This window comes from Salmonella enterica subsp. arizonae (genome assembly GCF_008692845.1).
Lineage (GTDB): Bacteria > Pseudomonadota > Gammaproteobacteria > Enterobacterales > Enterobacteriaceae > Salmonella > Salmonella arizonae.
In genome coordinates this window covers 231892-248763 of record NZ_VXJW01000007.1, presented here as the reverse complement: position 1 = coordinate 248763, position 16872 = coordinate 231892, and the positions used below count along the sequence as shown (strand labels likewise).

At 52.1% G+C, this 16872-nt stretch carries 13 protein-coding genes and 3 pseudogenes; 7 read left to right on the top strand and 9 right to left on the bottom strand.

The genetic code is table 11. The annotated features are described in order from the left end of the window. Window positions 1-81: 81 nt before the first annotated feature. Window positions 82-1164, bottom strand: a complete 1083-nt coding sequence (gene lptG, locus F4V61_RS15230) for an LPS export ABC transporter permease LptG (protein ID WP_038397057.1) — start codon at window positions 1162-1164, stop codon at window positions 82-84. Continuing rightward, the gene (gene lptF / locus F4V61_RS15225; RefSeq protein ID WP_012210617.1) at window positions 1164-2264 is read right to left on the bottom strand and encodes an LPS export ABC transporter permease LptF; all 1101 of its coding nucleotides are present in this window, start codon (window positions 2262-2264) and stop codon (window positions 1164-1166) included. The genes lptG and lptF overlap by 1 nt, the downstream gene beginning before the upstream one ends. A 392-nt stretch (window positions 2265-2656) precedes the next feature. On the opposite strand from lptF, the gene pepA reads away from it, so the two are divergent. The 3 genes from pepA (at window position 2657) to valS (ending at window position 7659) form a co-directional block, all read left to right on the top strand. Further along, the gene (gene pepA, locus F4V61_RS15220) at window positions 2657-4168 is read left to right on the top strand and encodes a leucyl aminopeptidase (protein WP_000397141.1); all 1512 of its coding nucleotides are present in this window, start codon (window positions 2657-2659) and stop codon (window positions 4166-4168) included. A gap of 192 nt (window positions 4169-4360) precedes the next feature. After that, window positions 4361-4804, top strand: coding sequence for a DNA polymerase III subunit chi (holC, locus tag F4V61_RS15215; RefSeq protein ID WP_000786389.1), 444 nt, complete (start codon window positions 4361-4363; stop codon window positions 4802-4804). Beyond that, complete coding sequence (gene valS, locus F4V61_RS15210) at window positions 4804-7659, top strand: valine--tRNA ligase (protein WP_038397060.1); 2856 nt, start codon at window positions 4804-4806, stop codon at window positions 7657-7659. Before holC ends, valS begins: the two co-directional genes overlap by 1 nt. Before the next feature lie 61 nt (window positions 7660-7720). Here valS and F4V61_RS15205 read toward each other — a convergent pair. From F4V61_RS15205 to F4V61_RS15185, 4 genes and pseudogenes are all read right to left on the bottom strand, one after another. Continuing rightward, window positions 7721-8212 (bottom strand): annotated as a pseudogene (locus tag F4V61_RS15205) (DUF898 family protein); the annotation flags it as partial. A 366-nt stretch (window positions 8213-8578) separates the two neighbouring features. After that, window positions 8579-9361, bottom strand: coding sequence for a hypothetical protein (locus tag F4V61_RS15195; RefSeq protein WP_232081989.1), 783 nt, complete (start codon window positions 9359-9361; stop codon window positions 8579-8581). Further along, window positions 9345-10592 carry a hypothetical protein gene (locus tag F4V61_RS15190; RefSeq protein WP_079828015.1) on the bottom strand — a complete coding sequence of 416 codons (1248 nt, stop codon included), beginning with the start codon at window positions 10590-10592 and terminating at the stop codon, window positions 9345-9347. Before F4V61_RS15190 ends, F4V61_RS15195 begins: the two co-directional genes overlap by 17 nt. A gap of 188 nt (window positions 10593-10780) precedes the next feature. After that, window positions 10781-11353, bottom strand: a pseudogene (locus tag F4V61_RS15185) (plasmid mobilization relaxase MbeA); the annotation flags it as partial. A 142-nt stretch (window positions 11354-11495) separates the two neighbouring features. Here F4V61_RS15185 and F4V61_RS15180 point away from each other — a divergent pair. After that, the gene (locus F4V61_RS15180; RefSeq protein WP_416378322.1) at window positions 11496-11843 is read left to right on the top strand and encodes a GNAT family N-acetyltransferase; all 348 of its coding nucleotides are present in this window, start codon (window positions 11496-11498) and stop codon (window positions 11841-11843) included. A gap of 288 nt (window positions 11844-12131) precedes the next feature. Here the strand turns inward: F4V61_RS15180 and miaE are convergent, their stop codons facing one another. Further along, window positions 12132-12944 carry a tRNA isopentenyl-2-thiomethyl-A-37 hydroxylase MiaE gene (gene miaE, locus F4V61_RS15175; RefSeq protein ID WP_079828013.1) on the bottom strand — a complete coding sequence of 271 codons (813 nt, stop codon included), beginning with the start codon at window positions 12942-12944 and terminating at the stop codon, window positions 12132-12134. Between the two features lie 11 nt (window positions 12945-12955). Continuing rightward, entirely contained in the window at window positions 12956-13372 is a 417-nt protein-coding gene (rraB, locus tag F4V61_RS15170) for a ribonuclease E inhibitor RraB (RefSeq protein WP_000002938.1), read from the bottom strand. 16 nt (window positions 13373-13388) lie between these two features. Between rraB and argL the strand changes: the two genes are divergently transcribed. Continuing rightward, on the top strand, window positions 13389-13568 hold the full coding sequence (gene argL, locus F4V61_RS22860) for a putative translational regulatory protein ArgL (RefSeq protein WP_430624690.1): 180 nt from the start codon (window positions 13389-13391) through the stop codon (window positions 13566-13568). Beyond that, window positions 13538-14542 (top strand): ornithine carbamoyltransferase, encoded by a 1005-nt coding sequence (argF, locus tag F4V61_RS15165; RefSeq protein WP_058344585.1) that lies wholly within the window; start codon window positions 13538-13540, stop codon window positions 14540-14542. Before argL ends, argF begins: the two co-directional genes overlap by 31 nt. An 82-nt stretch (window positions 14543-14624) precedes the next feature. Here argF and F4V61_RS15160 read toward each other — a convergent pair. Beyond that, a pseudogene (locus tag F4V61_RS15160) lies at window positions 14625-14834 on the bottom strand (YhcH/YjgK/YiaL family protein); the annotation flags it as partial. Window positions 14835-15645: 811 nt separating this feature from the next. Here F4V61_RS15160 and arcA point away from each other — a divergent pair. Next, window positions 15646-16866: an arginine deiminase gene (gene arcA, locus F4V61_RS15155; protein ID WP_000410853.1), complete on the top strand. Its 1221-nt coding sequence runs from the start codon at window positions 15646-15648 to the stop codon at window positions 16864-16866. Window positions 16867-16872: the final 6 nt, after the last annotated feature.

Sequence of the window (16872 nt, the reverse complement as noted above, 5' to 3'; positions counted from 1 at the left end):
CGGCGTAAACGCCTTATCCGGCCTACAAAAATGTACTACATAGGCCGGGCAAGCGCAGCGCCCCCGGCAATATGTCGGATGCTATGACTTACGCAGCATTAGCCAGAGGCTAATCAGGAAGAATGATGCGCTCGGCAACAACGCGCCGACAATAGGCGGAATGCCGTATACCAGCGTCAGCGGGCCGAAAATCTGGTCGAGGACATAGAATACGAAGCCGAAGCTAATCCCCGTCACCACGCGCACCCCCATCGGTACGCTGCGCAGCGGCCCAAAAATAAATGACAGCGCCATCAGCATCATCACTGCCACGGAGAGCGGCTGGAAGATTTTACTCCACATATTAAGCTGATAACGTCCGGCGTCCTGTCCGCTCGACTTCAGATATTTAACGTAGTTATGCAGACCGCTGATGGAAAGCGCATCCGGGTCCAGCGCCACCACGCCTAGCTTATCCGGCGTCAGGTCTGTTTTCCAGGTACCGCTCACCGTCTGCAAACCGGTGATCTGTTTCGGGTTTTGCAGATCGGACTCATCCACCTGCGACAAACGCCAGACCTTATGCTCCGGGTCGAATTTTGCCGAAGCGGCGTAGCGTACCGACTGCAAACGACGCTGATCGTTGAAAGCGTAAATACTAATGCCGGCCAGCTCTTCGTCGCCCTTCACCCGTTCAATGTAGACAAAGTTATTGCCGTCTTTCGCCCACAGACCTTGCTGGGTGGAAAGCAGCGAACCGCCATACATTGCCTGCGCACGGTAGTTACGCGCCATCTGCTCGCCCTGCGGGGCGACCCATTCGCCGATCGCCATGGTTAACAGTACCAAGGGAATAGCCGTTTTCATCACCGAGAGCGCCACCTGCATACGGGTGAAACCCGACGCCTGCATCACCACCAGTTCGCTACGCTGGGCCAGCATCCCCAGCCCCAGCAACGCGCCAAGCAGCGCCGCCATAGGAAAGAAGATCTGGATATCCTTAGGTACGCTAAGCAGGGTGTACATACCCGCGCCCAGCGCGTCGTAGTTACCCTGCCCCGCTTTTTTCAGCTGATCAACAAACTTGATGATCCCGGAGAGTGACACCAGCATGAACAACGTCATCATGATGGTGGTAAAAATGGTTTTACCGATATAGCGGTCAAGTACACCAAATGGCTGCATTATACCGCTCCTTTACGCAGAAAACGGGCACGCAGGCGGCGGACCGGCACCGTATCCCACAGGTTCAAACCAATCGCCAACGCCAGATAGATCAAATTAACCGTCCACATCCAGATAACCGGGTCCAGTTTACCTTTACCGCCATTCGATTTAATGGACGTCTGAATCAGGAAGAACAGCAGATAAAGCAGCATGGCCGGCAGCATAGACAAGACGCGCCCCTGACGTGGATTCACCACGCTGAGCGGCACAACCATCAGCGCCATCATAAATACGGTAAATACTAACGTGATACGCCAGTGCAACTCGGCGCGGGCGCGATCGCTGTCAGTATTCCACAGCGTGCGCATGTCCATCTGGTCGGTATCGTTCGGGTCCAGCGCCACGGCTTGATGACCAATGATCGCCTGATAGTTCTGAAAGTCGGTAATGCGAAAATCGCGTAGCAACGCCGTCCCTTCAAAGCGCGTCCCTTTGTTTAAGGTGACGACCTGGGAACCATCACGTAACTGTGTCAAATGTCCGGAATCGGCCACCACCACAGAAGGGCGAGCGTTGCCCTTAGGACGAATTTGCGCCAGGAAAACATCGTGGAAGTCGCTGCCGTCAACGCTTTCGATAAACAGCACCGAACTGCCGTTGGTAGCCTGCTGGAATTGTCCCTGCGCCAGCGCCGCCATGCCAGGGTTCGCTTTCGCCTCCGCCAGCACTTCATCCTGATGTTTTGACGACCAGGGGCCAGCCCACATCACGTTAACCGCCGCAAGGATACCGGTAAATAACGCCAGTACCATGGCGGCCTTTACCAGTACGGCTTTGCTCAACCCGCAGGCATGCATGACCGTAATTTCACTTTCGGTATACAGTTTGCCCAGCGTCATCAGAAGCCCCAGGAACAGGCTTAATGGCAGGATGAGCTGCGCCATTTCTGGTACGCCCAGCCCCAGAAGCGAGAGCACCAGATTGGCGGGAATATCGCCGTCTACCGCCGCGCCGAGAATCCTCACTAGCTTTTGACAAAAGAAGATCAAAAGCAAGATGAAGAGTATCGCCAGCTGGCTTTTGAGCGTCTCCCGCACCAGATATCTTATGATTATCACTTTAAATACGCCCGTAAAAACCCGTTTTTTGCCGGAATTTAGCTTGTTTCATGGCTTAAACGTCATTTATTCTTTTGAGTCATCGAAATCATCGCTAAGATCATTATACTCAGCGGATTCGCCTCTCAGAACTTGTTCTGACGTGCCAATGCCGTAATAACGTTAAGATTAACACGAAGTCACCGCAACAGCGGACATGAGTTACGAAAGCTTTCAATTTCTATACTCTATGGATTTCGAGTTGCAGGCAGGCGGCAAGACTGTGAAGCCCCGGAGCTTACATCAGGTAAGTGACAGGGGTGAGCAGGCGCAGCCAACGCATCTGCAACTTGAAAGACGACGAGTATAGCTGTAGCCACCACTGTTGTCTTTAAGATTCAGGAGCATAGTGCATGGAGTTCAGTGTAAAAAGCGGTAGCCCGGAGAAACAGCGGAGTGCCTGCATTGTCGTGGGCGTCTTTGAACCGCGTCGCCTTTCTCCGATTGCAGAACAGCTCGACAAAATTAGCGACGGATACATCAGCGCCTTGCTGCGTCGCGGCGAACTGGAAGGAAAACCGGGGCAGACTCTGTTGCTGCACCATGTTCCTAATGTTCTTTCCGAGCGAATCCTCCTCATTGGTTGCGGCAAAGAGCGCGAGCTTGATGAACGTCAGTATAAGCAGGTTATTCAGAAAACGATAAATACTCTGAATGATACCGGCTCAATGGAAGCGGTCTGCTTCCTGACCGAACTGCACGTCAAAGGCCGCAACAACTACTGGAAAGTGCGTCAGGCTGTCGAGACGGCTAAAGAGACGCTATATAGCTTTGATCAACTCAAGACCAACAAGAGCGAGCCGCGCCGCCCGCTACGTAAGATGGTCTTTAATGTGCCGACCCGCCGTGAGCTCACCAGCGGCGAACGCGCCATTCAGCACGGTCTTGCCATCGCCGCCGGTATTAAAGCTGCAAAAGATCTCGGCAACATGCCGCCCAATATCTGTAACGCCGCCTACCTGGCGTCACAGGCGCGCCAGTTGGCCGACAGCTACAGCAAAAAGGTCATCACCCGCGTGATCGGCGAACAGCAGATGCGCGAACTGGGAATGAACGCTTATCTGGCAGTCGGCCACGGTTCGCAGAACGAATCGCTGATGTCGGTTATCGAGTACAAGGGCAATCCGTCCGAAGACGCGCGCCCGATCGTGCTCGTCGGTAAGGGCCTGACCTTTGACTCCGGCGGCATCTCCATCAAGCCATCCGAAGGGATGGACGAGATGAAGTACGATATGTGCGGCGCGGCGGCGGTGTACGGCGTGATGCGCATGGTCGCCGAACTCCAGCTACCGATTAACGTTATCGGCGTGCTGGCTGGCTGTGAAAACATGCCGGGCGGACGCGCGTATCGTCCGGGCGACGTACTGACCACCATGTCCGGTCAAACTGTTGAAGTGCTGAATACCGATGCCGAAGGCCGTCTGGTTTTGTGCGATGTGTTAACCTACGTCGAACGTTTTGAGCCGGAAGCCGTCATTGACGTCGCGACTCTGACCGGCGCCTGCGTGATTGCTCTGGGCCATCACATTACCGGCCTGATGTCGAACCATAATCCACTGGCGCATGAGCTGCTCGGCGCTTCCGAGCAGGCGGGCGACCGCGCGTGGCGGCTACCGCTGGGCGATGAGTATCAGGAACAACTGGAGTCAAACTTTGCGGATATGGCAAACATCGGCGGGCGTCCCGGCGGCGCGATTACCGCCGGTTGTTTCCTGTCGCGCTTTACCCGTAAGTATAATTGGGCGCACCTGGACATCGCCGGCACCGCCTGGCGCTCCGGCAAGGCCAAAGGCGCGACCGGTCGTCCGGTAGCGCTGCTGTCGCAGTTCCTGCTCAATCGCGCAGGTTTTAACGGCGAAGAGTAAGGTTGAAATGCCGGGTGGCGGCTTCGCCTTACCCGGCCTGGAAGCACGAGCAATAAGAATTCTATACCCTATGGATTTCGAGTTGCATCGCGGCGGCAACTGAACAAATCCCCAGGAGCATAGTTTACTATGTGACTGGGGTGCGTGAAGGCAGCCAACAATGAGGCAACTTGAAAGACGACGGGTATAGATATGAAGAACGCGACCTTTTATATTCTGGACAATGACACCGCCGTCGACGGTTTAAGCGCCGTTGAACAACTGGTGTGTGATATTGCCGCAGAACGTTGGCGCAGCGGCAAGCGCGTGCTGATCGCCTGTGAAGACGAGCAGCAGGCCATTCGGCTGGATGAAGCGCTGTGGGCGAGACCTGCGGAAAGTTTTGTCCCGCATAATCTGGCAGGCGAAGGCCCACGCGGCGGCGCGCCGGTCGAAATCGCCTGGCCGCAAAAACGCAACAGCAGCCCGCGCGATATTTTAATCAGCCTGCGTACAAACTTTGCAGATTTTGCCACCGCTTTCACAGAAGTGGTAGACTTCGTCCCTTACGAAGAAACTTTGAAACAACTGGCGCGCGAACGCTACAAAGCCTACCGCGTGGCTGGTTTTAACCTGAATACGGCAACCTGGAAATAATGGAAAAGACATATAACCCCCAAGATATCGAACAGCCGCTTTACGAGCACTGGGAAAAGCAGGGCTATTTCAAGCCTAACGGCGATGAAAGCAAAGAGTCCTTCTGCATCATGATCCCGCCGCCGAACGTCACCGGCAGTTTGCATATGGGACATGCTTTCCAGCAAACCATCATGGACACTATGATCCGTTACCAGCGTATGCAGGGCAAAAATACCCTGTGGCAGGTCGGCACCGACCACGCGGGCATCGCCACCCAGATGGTGGTTGAACGCAAGATTGCCGCTGAAGAGGGTAAAACCCGTCACGACTACGGTCGCGATGCCTTTATCGACAAAATCTGGCAGTGGAAAGCGGAATCCGGCGGCACCATTACCCATCAGATGCGCCGTCTCGGCAACTCCGTTGACTGGGAGCGTGAACGCTTCACCATGGACGAAGGCCTTTCCAATGCCGTGAAAGAAGTCTTTGTCCGCTTGTATAAAGAAGATCTGATTTACCGCGGCAAACGCCTGGTCAACTGGGACCCAAAACTGCGTACCGCCATCTCTGATCTGGAAGTGGAAAACCGCGAGTCGAAAGGCTCGATGTGGCATATCCGCTATAAGCTTGCCGACGGCGCGAAAACCGCAGACGGTAAAGATTATCTGGTGGTCGCCACCACCCGTCCGGAAACCCTGCTGGGCGATACCGGCGTGGCGGTCAACCCGGAAGATCCGCGTTATAAAGATCTGATTGGCAAATTTGTGATCCTGCCGCTGGTGAACCGCCGCATTCCGATTGTAGGCGATGAACACGCCGACATGGAAAAAGGCACCGGCTGCGTGAAGATCACCCCTGCGCACGACTTTAACGACTATGACGTTGGGAAACGTCACGCTCTGCCAATGATTAACATCCTGACCTTTGACGGCGACATTCGCGAAAGCGCGGAAGTGTTCGATACTAAAGGTGAAGAGTCCGACGTTTATTCCAGCGATATTCCGGCTGAGTTCCAAAAACTGGAACGTTTTGCCGCGCGTAAAGCGGTGGTTGCCGCCGTCGACGCGCTGGGCCTGCTGGAAGAGATTAAACCGCACGATCTGACCGTTCCTTACGGCGACCGTGGCGGCGTGGTTATCGAACCGATGCTGACCGACCAGTGGTACGTGCGTGCCGACGTGCTGGCGAAACCAGCAGTGGAAGCGGTTGAAAACGGCGACATTCAGTTTGTACCGAAACAGTACGAAAACATGTACTTCTCCTGGATGCGTGATATTCAGGACTGGTGCATCTCCCGGCAGCTATGGTGGGGTCACCGTATCCCGGCATGGTATGACGACGCGGGCAACGTTTACGTTGGTCGTAGTGAAGACGAAGTGCGTCAGGAAAATAACCTCGGCGCTGACGTTGCGCTGCGTCAGGACGAAGACGTTCTTGACACCTGGTTCTCCTCCGCGCTGTGGACGTTTTCTACTCTCGGCTGGCCTGAAAACACCGACGCCCTGCGTCAGTTCCACCCGACCAGCGTGATGGTGTCCGGCTTCGACATCATCTTCTTCTGGATTGCCCGCATGATCATGATGACCATGCACTTCATCAAAGATGAAAACGGCAAGCCGCAGGTTCCGTTCCATACCGTCTACATGACCGGTCTGATTCGCGACGACGAAGGCCAGAAGATGTCTAAATCCAAGGGTAACGTCATTGACCCGCTGGATATGGTTGACGGTATCTCCCTGCCGAAACTGCTGGAAAAACGTACCGGCAATATGATGCAGCCGCAACTGGCGGACAAAATCCGCAAGCGTACAGAGAAACAATTCCCGAATGGTATTGAGCCGCACGGTACCGACGCCCTGCGCTTCACCCTGGCGGCACTGGCCTCGACCGGTCGCGACATCAACTGGGATATGAAACGTCTGGAAGGCTATCGTAACTTCTGTAACAAGCTGTGGAACGCCAGCCGCTTTGTGCTGATGAACACCGAAGACCAGGACTGCGGCTTCAATGGCGGCGAAATGACCCTGTCGCTGGCGGACCGCTGGATCCTGGCGGAATTCAACCAGACTATCAAAGCGTACCGCGACGCGCTGGATAACTTCCGCTTCGATATCGCTGCGGGCATTCTGTACGAGTTCACCTGGAACCAGTTCTGCGACTGGTATCTGGAGCTGACCAAGCCAGTGATGAACGGCGGAACGGAAGAGGAGCTGCGCGGCACTCGCCATACGCTGGTGACGGTACTTGAAAGTCTGCTGCGCCTGGCGCACCCGATCATCCCGTTCATTACCGAAACCATCTGGCAGCGCGTGAAAGTGATTTCTGGTATCACCGCTGACACCATCATGCTACAGCCGTTCCCACAGTACGATGCGTCTCAGGTGGATGAAGCGGCGCTGGCCGATACCGAATGGCTGAAGCAGGCGATCGTTGCCGTGCGTAATATCCGCGCGGAAATGAACATCGCGCCAGCTAAACCGCTGGAACTGCTGCTACGCGGCTGTAGTCAAGAAGCCGTTCGTCGCGTCAATGACAACCATAGCTTCCTGCAGACTCTGGCGCGTCTGGAAAGCATCACCGTGCTGCCAGCCGATGACAAAGGTCCGGTCTCCGTGACCAAAATTATCGACGGCGCCGAACTGCTAATCCCGATGGCTGGCCTTATCAACAAAGACGATGAGCTGGCGCGTCTGGCGAAAGAAGTGGCGAAAATTGAAGGTGAGATTAGCCGTATCGAAGGTAAGCTCGCTAACGAAGGTTTCGTCGCCCGCGCGCCGGAAGCGGTGATCGCCAAAGAGCGTGAGAAGCTGGAAGGTTACGCCGAAGCAAAAGCGAAACTGATTGAGCAGCAGGCGGTGATTAGCGCGCTGTAATTATTCGCCATCCGGCAAATAAATTCAGGTTTGGGCCGGCGTTTACGCCGGCCTTTTTGCATCAGATAAACGGGAAGTAAGGCATGATGCCACGGGAAATCCACATCAGCGGACCATTTTCCAGAGGCTTCTCATCATTGGTTAGCTCAAGGGAATCCAGATCGCCCTGAACCTGCGTATTTTGCGCCAGCCAACCCACCAGCCAAATTTTCAACCACGGATAAGTCAGTCCCAACGTCACGCCGGATAGCATAAACACCACCAGTGACCGCCACAGCATACCGTGTGAAGTTACAGATGAACGAAAACAAATCGTATCGTTCGCCAGTGACAAATTGTTTAAAAACAGATTGCGTAACGTCACATATAAGTAACAGATTACCACTATAACCGCGAGGAGATAGAGGAAGTAACACGCCATTATCTGGCTGTAATATTGCAGAATAATCAACCCTCCTGCCTGCGTATTCCCCATCGTACTTAATAAAATTATATCAGTGAACACCGGGGTAATTAGATAACCAATCACCACCGCAAAAGGAAAGAAGGTAACATTGATCTTACCCACCAATAGTGGACACGCGACTAAGTGAGTAAACTCTCAGTCAGAGGTGACTCACATGACAAAACCAGCATCAACCACCAAAAAGCCACGTAAGCAGCCATTGGTAACAGGGGTGTACAAGAAAGGATGTTTAAAGAGGTCTTGAAGTAGTAACCTGACTGCGGCTACACTGAAAGAACAGTTTGGTAATTGCGGTCTTGTACACCCAGTTACCTCGGTTCAGAAGAGTTAGCGCCCAACTGCCCCCTCGAAAAAACCACCTTAGCGGGTGGTTTTTTCGTTTACAGATTCGGAGATTACGCCCGATAAAAAAGGATCTCAAGAAGATCCTTTTTTATTAGGTACACGTCCCCCCTATTTCATTGACAGCAACTTGTTATAATCAGGGATGATGCCGGGTATATCATCCCTACTGCCATCGGGATAGAGTGCGGTAATATCTCCAGGAGGAGGATTTGGGCTTTCAAGTATGACTGGCTTATCTATATGAACAAACGGATATAGATGAATGTTTTTTGTATTAGACAAGCGATAATGTCGGCTCCATTTATCATAATTAGTATCCCCGCCAAAAAGCCGTAGTGTAGCTTCTTTGAACATATGATTTATAAAGATCATCGGGAAAAAATCAGCTGTTATATTCAGATTGCCACTGACATTTTTGGCATCGCCAGTATCATACGTATTAACGATCCCCCAATCCCTAAAATCAAAAAGATAGCTAGTATCGAAGATATTTCTCCCCTTAGATAAAGGACTATCGTCAGATAACCTGAAATGCACGCGGATTCTACTTAACTTCCACCGACAACGCCCCCCGCCATCTTTCGCGATACTGACCGACATAATATTTCCCGATCCTTGGCTGACAAAGGGCAGGGAAACCCCCGTCGTCGCGTCAGCCTGATAAGTATTTCCCCCGGCGGTAAAGTTTGTATTCGTACATTCAGATGACTCGTATAGCCCTCCCAGTGGCAAAAGCGTGACGCCCTCCGGCACGCGGAAAGACACGGTGAGCCGCTCAGAGTCGGCGGGCGGCGAGAGTTTCCTGCTCAGAAACAGTTCGTACCCGATATACAGCAGAACCGGAACCAGAAAAATGAGAAGCATGACGCGCTTTTTAGTTAGGAAGTTCAACTTCTTCCTCCGTGACTGCCGCAAAGCGCAACAGGGCATTTTTTCCGGTTTCTTCTGTCTGCAGCCGGCTCAGCGTAAACCGCAGCATGTCCTGAAGCGCCAGAAACTCGCGGTTACGTTCAACTTCATCCGGGTTGCTGAAGTTTGCCTTTTGTTCTACAGCCTCCCGGAACAGGGTTCGCATGGCTTTCCGCTCCATATCCCGCGCCGGATCGGCCAGCTCCAGCACCTGATTGTGAATATAGGGAAGGTACTTACTCGCCATAAAATGATTCAGGGGTTTGGTGAATAACCCCGCTGAGGCCACATTTTCTCTCTGGGGAAAACGCTTCTCCAGCTCTCCCGGAGCCAGACATTGTATAAACGCCGCCTGATGCTCTCCCGTAGATTTCAGGCATTCTTCATTCAGGGAAGGGACAAGATACCGTTTGACCGCCGCTTTCTCCGTGTAGCTTACCGTTCCGCCCCCTATCCACAGCGTATTTCTCTCACCAGACTTCATGACGCTCTGTTCTGCGCGTAAAAACAAAACCGTTTTTCCGTGATGCCAGTACGGGTCTCTTTCCTGTGTAATCCCCATATCCACACCCGCATTTCCCCCGAAGGTTCGCGGTAAAAGACCTATTGCCGATGTTGCCAGCCAGTCAAAGCCCAGTTTGTCACCCAGCCACCCCAGCTTCTCGTAAAGCTCGCTGTCCATATCCACCTCCGGCGGTATCTGTGGCACCAGGTCGTTATCATTGACGTGACGGTAATGAGTGAGATAGCCGACAGCCTCCGCTTTCTCCTGCACGTCTGAGCGCCAGGTTTTGTACCGTGTCTCCCGGCGAAAGGCGTTTCCGCTCACCGGCTGGCTGTTCGGGTTGCGCCGCAGGCCCAGCGGACGCTGCTCCATGATGTCGGCCAGCTGCTGCCCGTCCGTTTTCACGTCTACCGCTATCCAGTACAGGTCGTCGAACCGCACCAGCCCCTGGATGTCAGTGACGCCGGCTGGCGGATTCGGGGGAGGCGTGGGGTCAAACCGGGTATGGCCGCCCCTGGCCCACAGCGCCAGCTCCGCCGCGGTCGCCAGCGGATGGTATTCCAGCTGCACCTTCAGCCCGGATACCGGCTGGTTGTTCTCGTCCACAAACTGCAGTTCCAGCCAGTAGGGCTTCTGCTTTCCGCATGCGACGGCCTTAAACGTCGGCCTGAGGCTGGTGACACACGTGTTATCGCCGGTCATTACCATACTAATTCCCTGTATTTTAAGTGGTTAAAATCAGCCCATCATACCCCTGATCGGACTTAATCCAAATTATCGCTACAGCTCCAGCGATGGCCCCGGATACTCCCGCTCTTTTGTCAGTTCTTTCTGGCGCTGCTCATGCACCACCCGCGCATGCGCTGCCGCCACCTCGTACTCGTGCCGCGTCACTGACGGCTCAAGCGCCTCACCTGCTCGCTTAAGCTCTGCCCCCGCTGACACACGTCCCGAGCCTGTCGAACTCTTGCTTCAGCAGTTGCCCGGTAGCGTTCGCCTGCTCGCTCGATTTCTGCCTGAAATCCGTCGCCATTTTCAAATGACTGCTCATAGATTGCTCCCCTGAGTCTGAGATTGCGGCCCCCTTCCGGGTCCGCGAGGCTGATGCTGGTCTTCGTGGTCCGCACCACGTCCAATTCTGACGCTGTGAGCGTCTGTATCACGTCCTGACGAGTTTTAATCTCTCCGGCCACAAAGCGCACCAGACCGTCCGTAATCGCCTCAGCAGCCTCCTGCTTCGTTCTGGGCAGGGTGTTCAGCGTGACCAGCGTCCGTCGGTTCTCCGGCGCGTTAGGGTCGTGCAGGCCCAGCTTCGCGTTCACGATGGTCTGCCACGCATTGATACGCGGCCGGTCGGCCCGGTCGTAATACGGCTGCAGACGCTTGCCCGTCAGCAGTTCCGTGTTCGGGATAAGGAAGTTCAGCTCAAGACGCCCTTTGTCCCGGGGTTCCACCCACAGGATGCTGTAGGCGGAATTTACTCCGGAAGGAAAAAATCTTAATGATGCAACTGTTTGAGTGTGCTATCAGCATTGATCATCAAGATATGAGACCCCGCTCAGAGAGCGGTTTTCTCACATCTCAGTGGTTAAAAAACGACCTTAACGTACAATAATTTTCGATATCCAAACTGACCCCTATTGGGTGATAGAACAAAACGGTAGCGTGGTGGGCGGCGGCGGTATTGCGCCGTTATCCTGTAGCGAACCCGACATTTGCGAACTGCAAAAAATGTATTTTTTGCCGGTGATCCGTGGTCAGGGGCTGGCAAAAAAGCTGGCGCTGATGGCTTTGGATCACGCCCGTGAACAGGGTTTTAAACGCTGCTATCTGGAAACAACGGCTTTTTTACGCGAAGCGATTGCGCTGTACGAGCGTTTAGGGTTTGAACATATTAGCGAGCCGCTCGGCTGCACCGGTCATATCGATTGCGAAGTGCGAATGTTAAAAATACTGTAATTTCGCATCAGCAATGCATACATGAAGTTTTACTACCTGCAATCCAAATATTGAATCGGATTGCAGGTTATTTCTTTATTCGTTCCTTCAGACCTCATCACGTTAAGACTGAATAACGGCAGATATTTTATTTAGCGATAACTATAAAAAATACCTCACCGGCTTTTATTTTACTATCAAGCTCAAGTATTTTTATAAAAAAATAACTATCATGTCTGCCTCGCGCAAAATGATGACCACTTCCACTTTCATCAATTCAAGGTATTGACCCCCTGGCCCAGGCGCCGTTTACCCGGCGGCTGGCACGCCGCTATGAAAACGAAACTCGCGGTCTGACGACAAGATAAGGTCGGCTTCCACATCGCCAAAATAGCGCACACGTGCAGAAATCTCCTCGTCGGAAATCTGCTGCGCCAGCGCCAGGTAATCCTGATAATGCCGCGCTTCGGAGCGCAGGAGCGAGAAATAAAACGTTTGCAAATCATCATCCAGCCAGGGCGCCAGAGCGGCAAAACGTTCGCAGGAGCGGGCTTCGATATATGCCCCGCAAATCAGTTTATCAATTAATCTGAGCGGTTCGTGCGTGCTTACCGCTTTTAACATTCCTTTCGCGTAGCGGCTGGCGGTAATTTTCACATAAGGAATGTTTCTGGCCTGCATAACCTCGCGTACCTGCCAAAAATGGTGCAACTCCTCTTTAATTAGTAACACCATTTGGTCGACAAGCTGACGTCCCCAGGGGTCATCAGTTTGCGGCATTACGCTTTTGCTAATCTGTCTATGCAGGGCAATAAAATCCGGCTCCGGTCCCTGACGAAAAGCGAACGCTTCATAAGGTTGCAGACAGGCGAGCAGCGCGTCGGCACCCGATTTATCGGCGACATATTTACGCACCAACAGCAGCGCGGTTTGCGCGGCCTTCAGTTCGCAGATCAAGTGATCGGTAAGCAGAAGCGGCAGATTTTGCGGTTCGCGGGCTTGTATAATCCACGCCTGCGGCGTCGGGCAATGCAGGAAATTAAGCACCGGAGAGAGTATTTGCGGGTAATTCATACGTAACCTGTTAAAAAAATACGACAGCAGACGCTGCCGTACCGTCATACTATACAGCTTTAGTGACGCACGCCGTCGTCATCTTCATCGACATAATCGCCGTCATCATCCTCTTCGCCGTTAGGGTCTTCGAAATAGGTTCCCCAGCCGTCGTATTCAACATCATATTTTTCCGCCAGGTTCATCAGTTGCTCAACCTGAGCGTCGATGAGTTCGGCGTTCAACGCGCATTCGCTGAGGATATCGCAGCAAATGACCATGTCCCCCTCTTCCACCTCAAGTTCTTCCGGCTCCGTCACTTCATAGCCGAGTTTAAAGGCTTCTACCGCTGCTTTTTCCAGCGTTTCAAAATCGTCGGCGGACAGGTGATGCTCAATAGTGTACAGCGCGTCCGGATCGCTGCCGTCCTCAAGTAGCTCTTCAATAATTAAACGCGTTTCTTCACGCTGCTCTTCCAGTAATTCTGGGTTTGCCATAGCTCTTTCCTCGTAGATGTCCTGCCGATACTTTTATTGTCACACACCGTCGACGTTGCCTCCACCCTATCGAGAAAAGTTTTATCAAACAGAGTTGCAAATGAATAATCATCCATATAAATTGAATTTAAATTCAATTAAAGGCCTAAGCCATGTGAGGGAAGTATGTCTACGTTTTACCAAAAGCCTTTTTTAAAGTTACTTGATTTCACCACCGACGAACTCACTGCTCTGTTGCAGCTTGCCGCCAAACTGAAAGCCGATAAGAAAAACGGTAAAGAGAAACAAAAGCTGGTAGGTAAAAATATTGCGCTCATCTTCGAAAAAGACTCGACCCGTACACGATGCTCTTTCGAAGTTGCCGCATACGATCAGGGCGCTCGCGTGACGTACCTTGGGTCCAGCGGTAGCCAGATCGGCCATAAGGAGTCCATCAAAGATACTGCTCGCGTCCTGGGCCGGATGTTTGACGGTATTCAGTATCGAGGATATGGCCAGGAGATCGTCGAAACGCTGGCTGAATATTCCGGCGTACCGGTATGGAACGGTTTAACCGATGAGTATCACCCAACGCAATTACTGGCGGATCTGCTCACCATGCAGGAACATCTGCCGGGTAAAGCCTTTAACGAGATGACGTTGGTCTATGCCGGAGACGCGCGTAATAACATGGGTAACTCCATGCTGGAAGCTGCCGCATTGACAGGGTTGGATCTCCGTCTGGTCGCGCCAAAAGCCTGCTGGCCGCAAGCCGCGTTAGTGACAGAATGCAGCGCAATGGCGAAAAAGAACGGCGGCGCCATCACGCTGACCGAAGATATCGCCTCAGGTGTAAAAGGCGCGGATTTTATCTATACCGATGTTTGGGTCTCTATGGGCGAACCCAAAGAGAAATGGGCGGAGCGTATTGCCCTGCTGCGTGATTATCAGGTCAACAGCCAGATGATGGCGTTAACCGGCAATCCGCAGGTTAAGTTCCTGCATTGTCTGCCTGCGTTCCACGATGACGAAACCACGCTCGGCAGAAAAATGGCCGAAGAGTATGGTTTACATGGCGGTATGGAAGTAACCGACGAGGTTTTTGAGTCTGCGGCCAGCATTGTCTTTGATGAAGCGGAAAACCGAATGCATACCATCAAAGCAGTAATGGTAGCGACGCTGTCTAAATAATGTCGTTATGATGCCGGATGGCGACGCTTATGCCCAGCCTACAAAATAGCACCGTGTAGGCCAACCGCCATCCGGCACAAAAAATATCAAGATAACGGGCGTGGTACTCTGCGCTACGCGATTCGCCCAGCTCCGTCATATTTTCAGAAATCATATAAAACAGCCTGTCGCTGTCAATGTCATACTTATCTGGCGCGGTCGTTGCTGCGACATGCGCTTTGATATGCTCAATCGCCTGACATAGCGCCGTCAGTATCCAGGCCTCCAGATGTTCAATATTGCCAACAATCATCGCTCTCCCTTAATTAAAATAGCGTTTTTTTCTAGCTATACACAAAATCATTCAAGTTACATCACAAAACGCTTTAGCCTTTTGAACAGCCCTTGCGCTGGCCCTGGAAGGGCGAGGCCCAGGGATGGGCCGAGTAACTCGCAGCCAACGCAGCGGCAGCTTGAAGGATTGATGTATAGACGAAAAAAGCGACTGCCACACTCCCCTTACTCTTATCGATTTTGCGCCAGCGCATGTTTATCGCCAGTGGTGTTTATATTTTGTTAATAATGCGCCAGCCTTTATGCAGCCTCTATGCATAAAACCCAGCGGTCCCCAACTGCCATCACTAACAACTATCTGATATTAAAGGTGTTAACATAAAAACGTTTTAGCGATCACAATTCGTGCTCTCTGCATAAGTCACCTTTACTTCCATAGTTATTTTTAAATTATTTAATCATCCCCGATAATAAAATCACTGTCACGCATAGCTATGCGACCGTTAAATGAAATTTATTATTTTTCAACTGGTTAAAAACAAAACATTATTCAATGCAATAAACAAATTATTAACAATAAAAAATAAGAAATCATATTACTGCGTAGTAATTCATTTAATGCTTTACTATTTTTTTTATTTCTCTGACCTGGCTCATATATTAAATAAGAAAAATAACACACCTTAATTGATGTGAGTTTCATCACATTAATAACCAAAATAAAATCCAATGATTGCTCCCGAATTTAACTGAAACGCCGCGACTGCAAACATACTAAATATTTGCAGCCACTCCCTCTTTATTCTTGAAATTATATAAAAGGTATAATGATGGAAAAGCATTTTGTCGGTTCTGAAATCGGTCAATTACGCAGCGTAATGTTGCATCGTCCTAATCTCAGCCTGAAAAGACTCACCCCTTCAAATTGTCAGGAATTGCTTTTTGACGATGTATTATCCGTAGAGCGCGCTGGCGAAGAGCATGATATTTTCGCCAACACGCTGCGCCAGCAAGGGGTAGAAGTGTTGCTGTTAACCGACCTGCTCACCCAAACGCTGGATGTGCCCGACGCCAAAACCTGGCTGCTGGATACGCAAATTTCCGATTACCGTCTTGGGCCCACATTTGCCGCAGATATTCGCGCCTGGTTAGCGGATATGTCGCATCGAGAACTGGCTCGTCATTTAAGCGGCGGTTTGACCTATGGCGAAATACCAGCTTCCATAAAAAATATGGTGGTCGATACTCACGATATTAATGACTTTATTATGAAGCCATTACCGAATCACCTATTTACCCGTGACACGTCCTGCTGGATATATAACGGTGTCTCAATTAACCCCATGGCGAAACCTGCACGCCAACGTGAAACGAATAATTTACGCGCTATTTATCGCTGGCATCCGCAATTCGCGGACGGTGATTTCATTAAATATTTCGGCGACGAAAACATTAATTACGACCACGCCACTTTAGAGGGCGGCGATGTGCTGGTGATTGGCCGCGGCGCGGTGTTGATCGGTATGTCTGAACGTACTACGCCGCAGGGTATTGAGTTCCTGGCGCAGGCATTGTTTAAACATCGTCAGGCGGAACGCGTGATTGCCGTTGAACTGCCAAAACATCGCTCCTGTATGCACCTCGACACCGTCATGACCCACATTGATATCGACGCCTTCTCCGTCTACCCGGAAGTTGTTCGCCCGGACGTTCAGTGCTGGACGCTGACGCCAGACGGACACGGCGGTCTGAAGCGAACTCAGGAAAACACGCTGGTTCACGCTCTTGAAAAAGCGCTTGGCATCGATCAGGTGCGCTTAATCACCACTGGCGGCGACGCATTCGAAGCAGAGCGCGAACAGTGGAATGACGCCAATAACGTGCTCACCCTGCGTCCCGGCGTGGTTGTGGGCTACGAGCGCAACATCTGGACCAACGAAAAATACGACAAAGCCGGTATTACCGTCCTTCCTATCCCCGGCGATGAACTGGGGCGCGGGCGCGGGGGCGCACGCTGCATGAGCTGCCCACTGGAACGTGATGGTATTTAAAGGAGA

Bases quoted from the DNA above. Each gene is read 5' to 3' on its own strand.
- pepA (WP_000397141.1), top strand. From the start codon at position 2,657: ATGGAGTTCAGTGTAAAAAGCGGTAGCCCGGAGAAACAGCGGAGTGCC.
- valS (WP_038397060.1), top strand. From the start codon at position 4,804: ATGGAAAAGACATATAACCCCCAAGATATCGAACAGCCGCTTTACGAG.
- lptG (WP_038397057.1), bottom strand. From the start codon at position 1,164: ATGCAGCCATTTGGTGTACTTGACCGCTATATCGGTAAAACCATTTTT.
- F4V61_RS15190 (WP_079828015.1), bottom strand. From the start codon at position 10,592: ATGGTAATGACCGGCGATAACACGTGTGTCACCAGCCTCAGGCCGACG.
- argL (WP_430624690.1), top strand. From the start codon at position 13,389: ATGTCCTGCCGATACTTTTATTGTCACACACCGTCGACGTTGCCTCCA.
- holC (WP_000786389.1), top strand. From the start codon at position 4,361: ATGAAGAACGCGACCTTTTATATTCTGGACAATGACACCGCCGTCGAC.
- argF (WP_058344585.1), top strand. From the start codon at position 13,538: ATGTCTACGTTTTACCAAAAGCCTTTTTTAAAGTTACTTGATTTCACC.
- miaE (WP_079828013.1), bottom strand. From the start codon at position 12,944: ATGACGGTACGGCAGCGTCTGCTGTCGTATTTTTTTAACAGGTTACGT.
- arcA (WP_000410853.1), top strand. From the start codon at position 15,646: ATGGAAAAGCATTTTGTCGGTTCTGAAATCGGTCAATTACGCAGCGTA.
- rraB (WP_000002938.1), bottom strand. From the start codon at position 13,372: ATGGCAAACCCAGAATTACTGGAAGAGCAGCGTGAAGAAACGCGTTTA.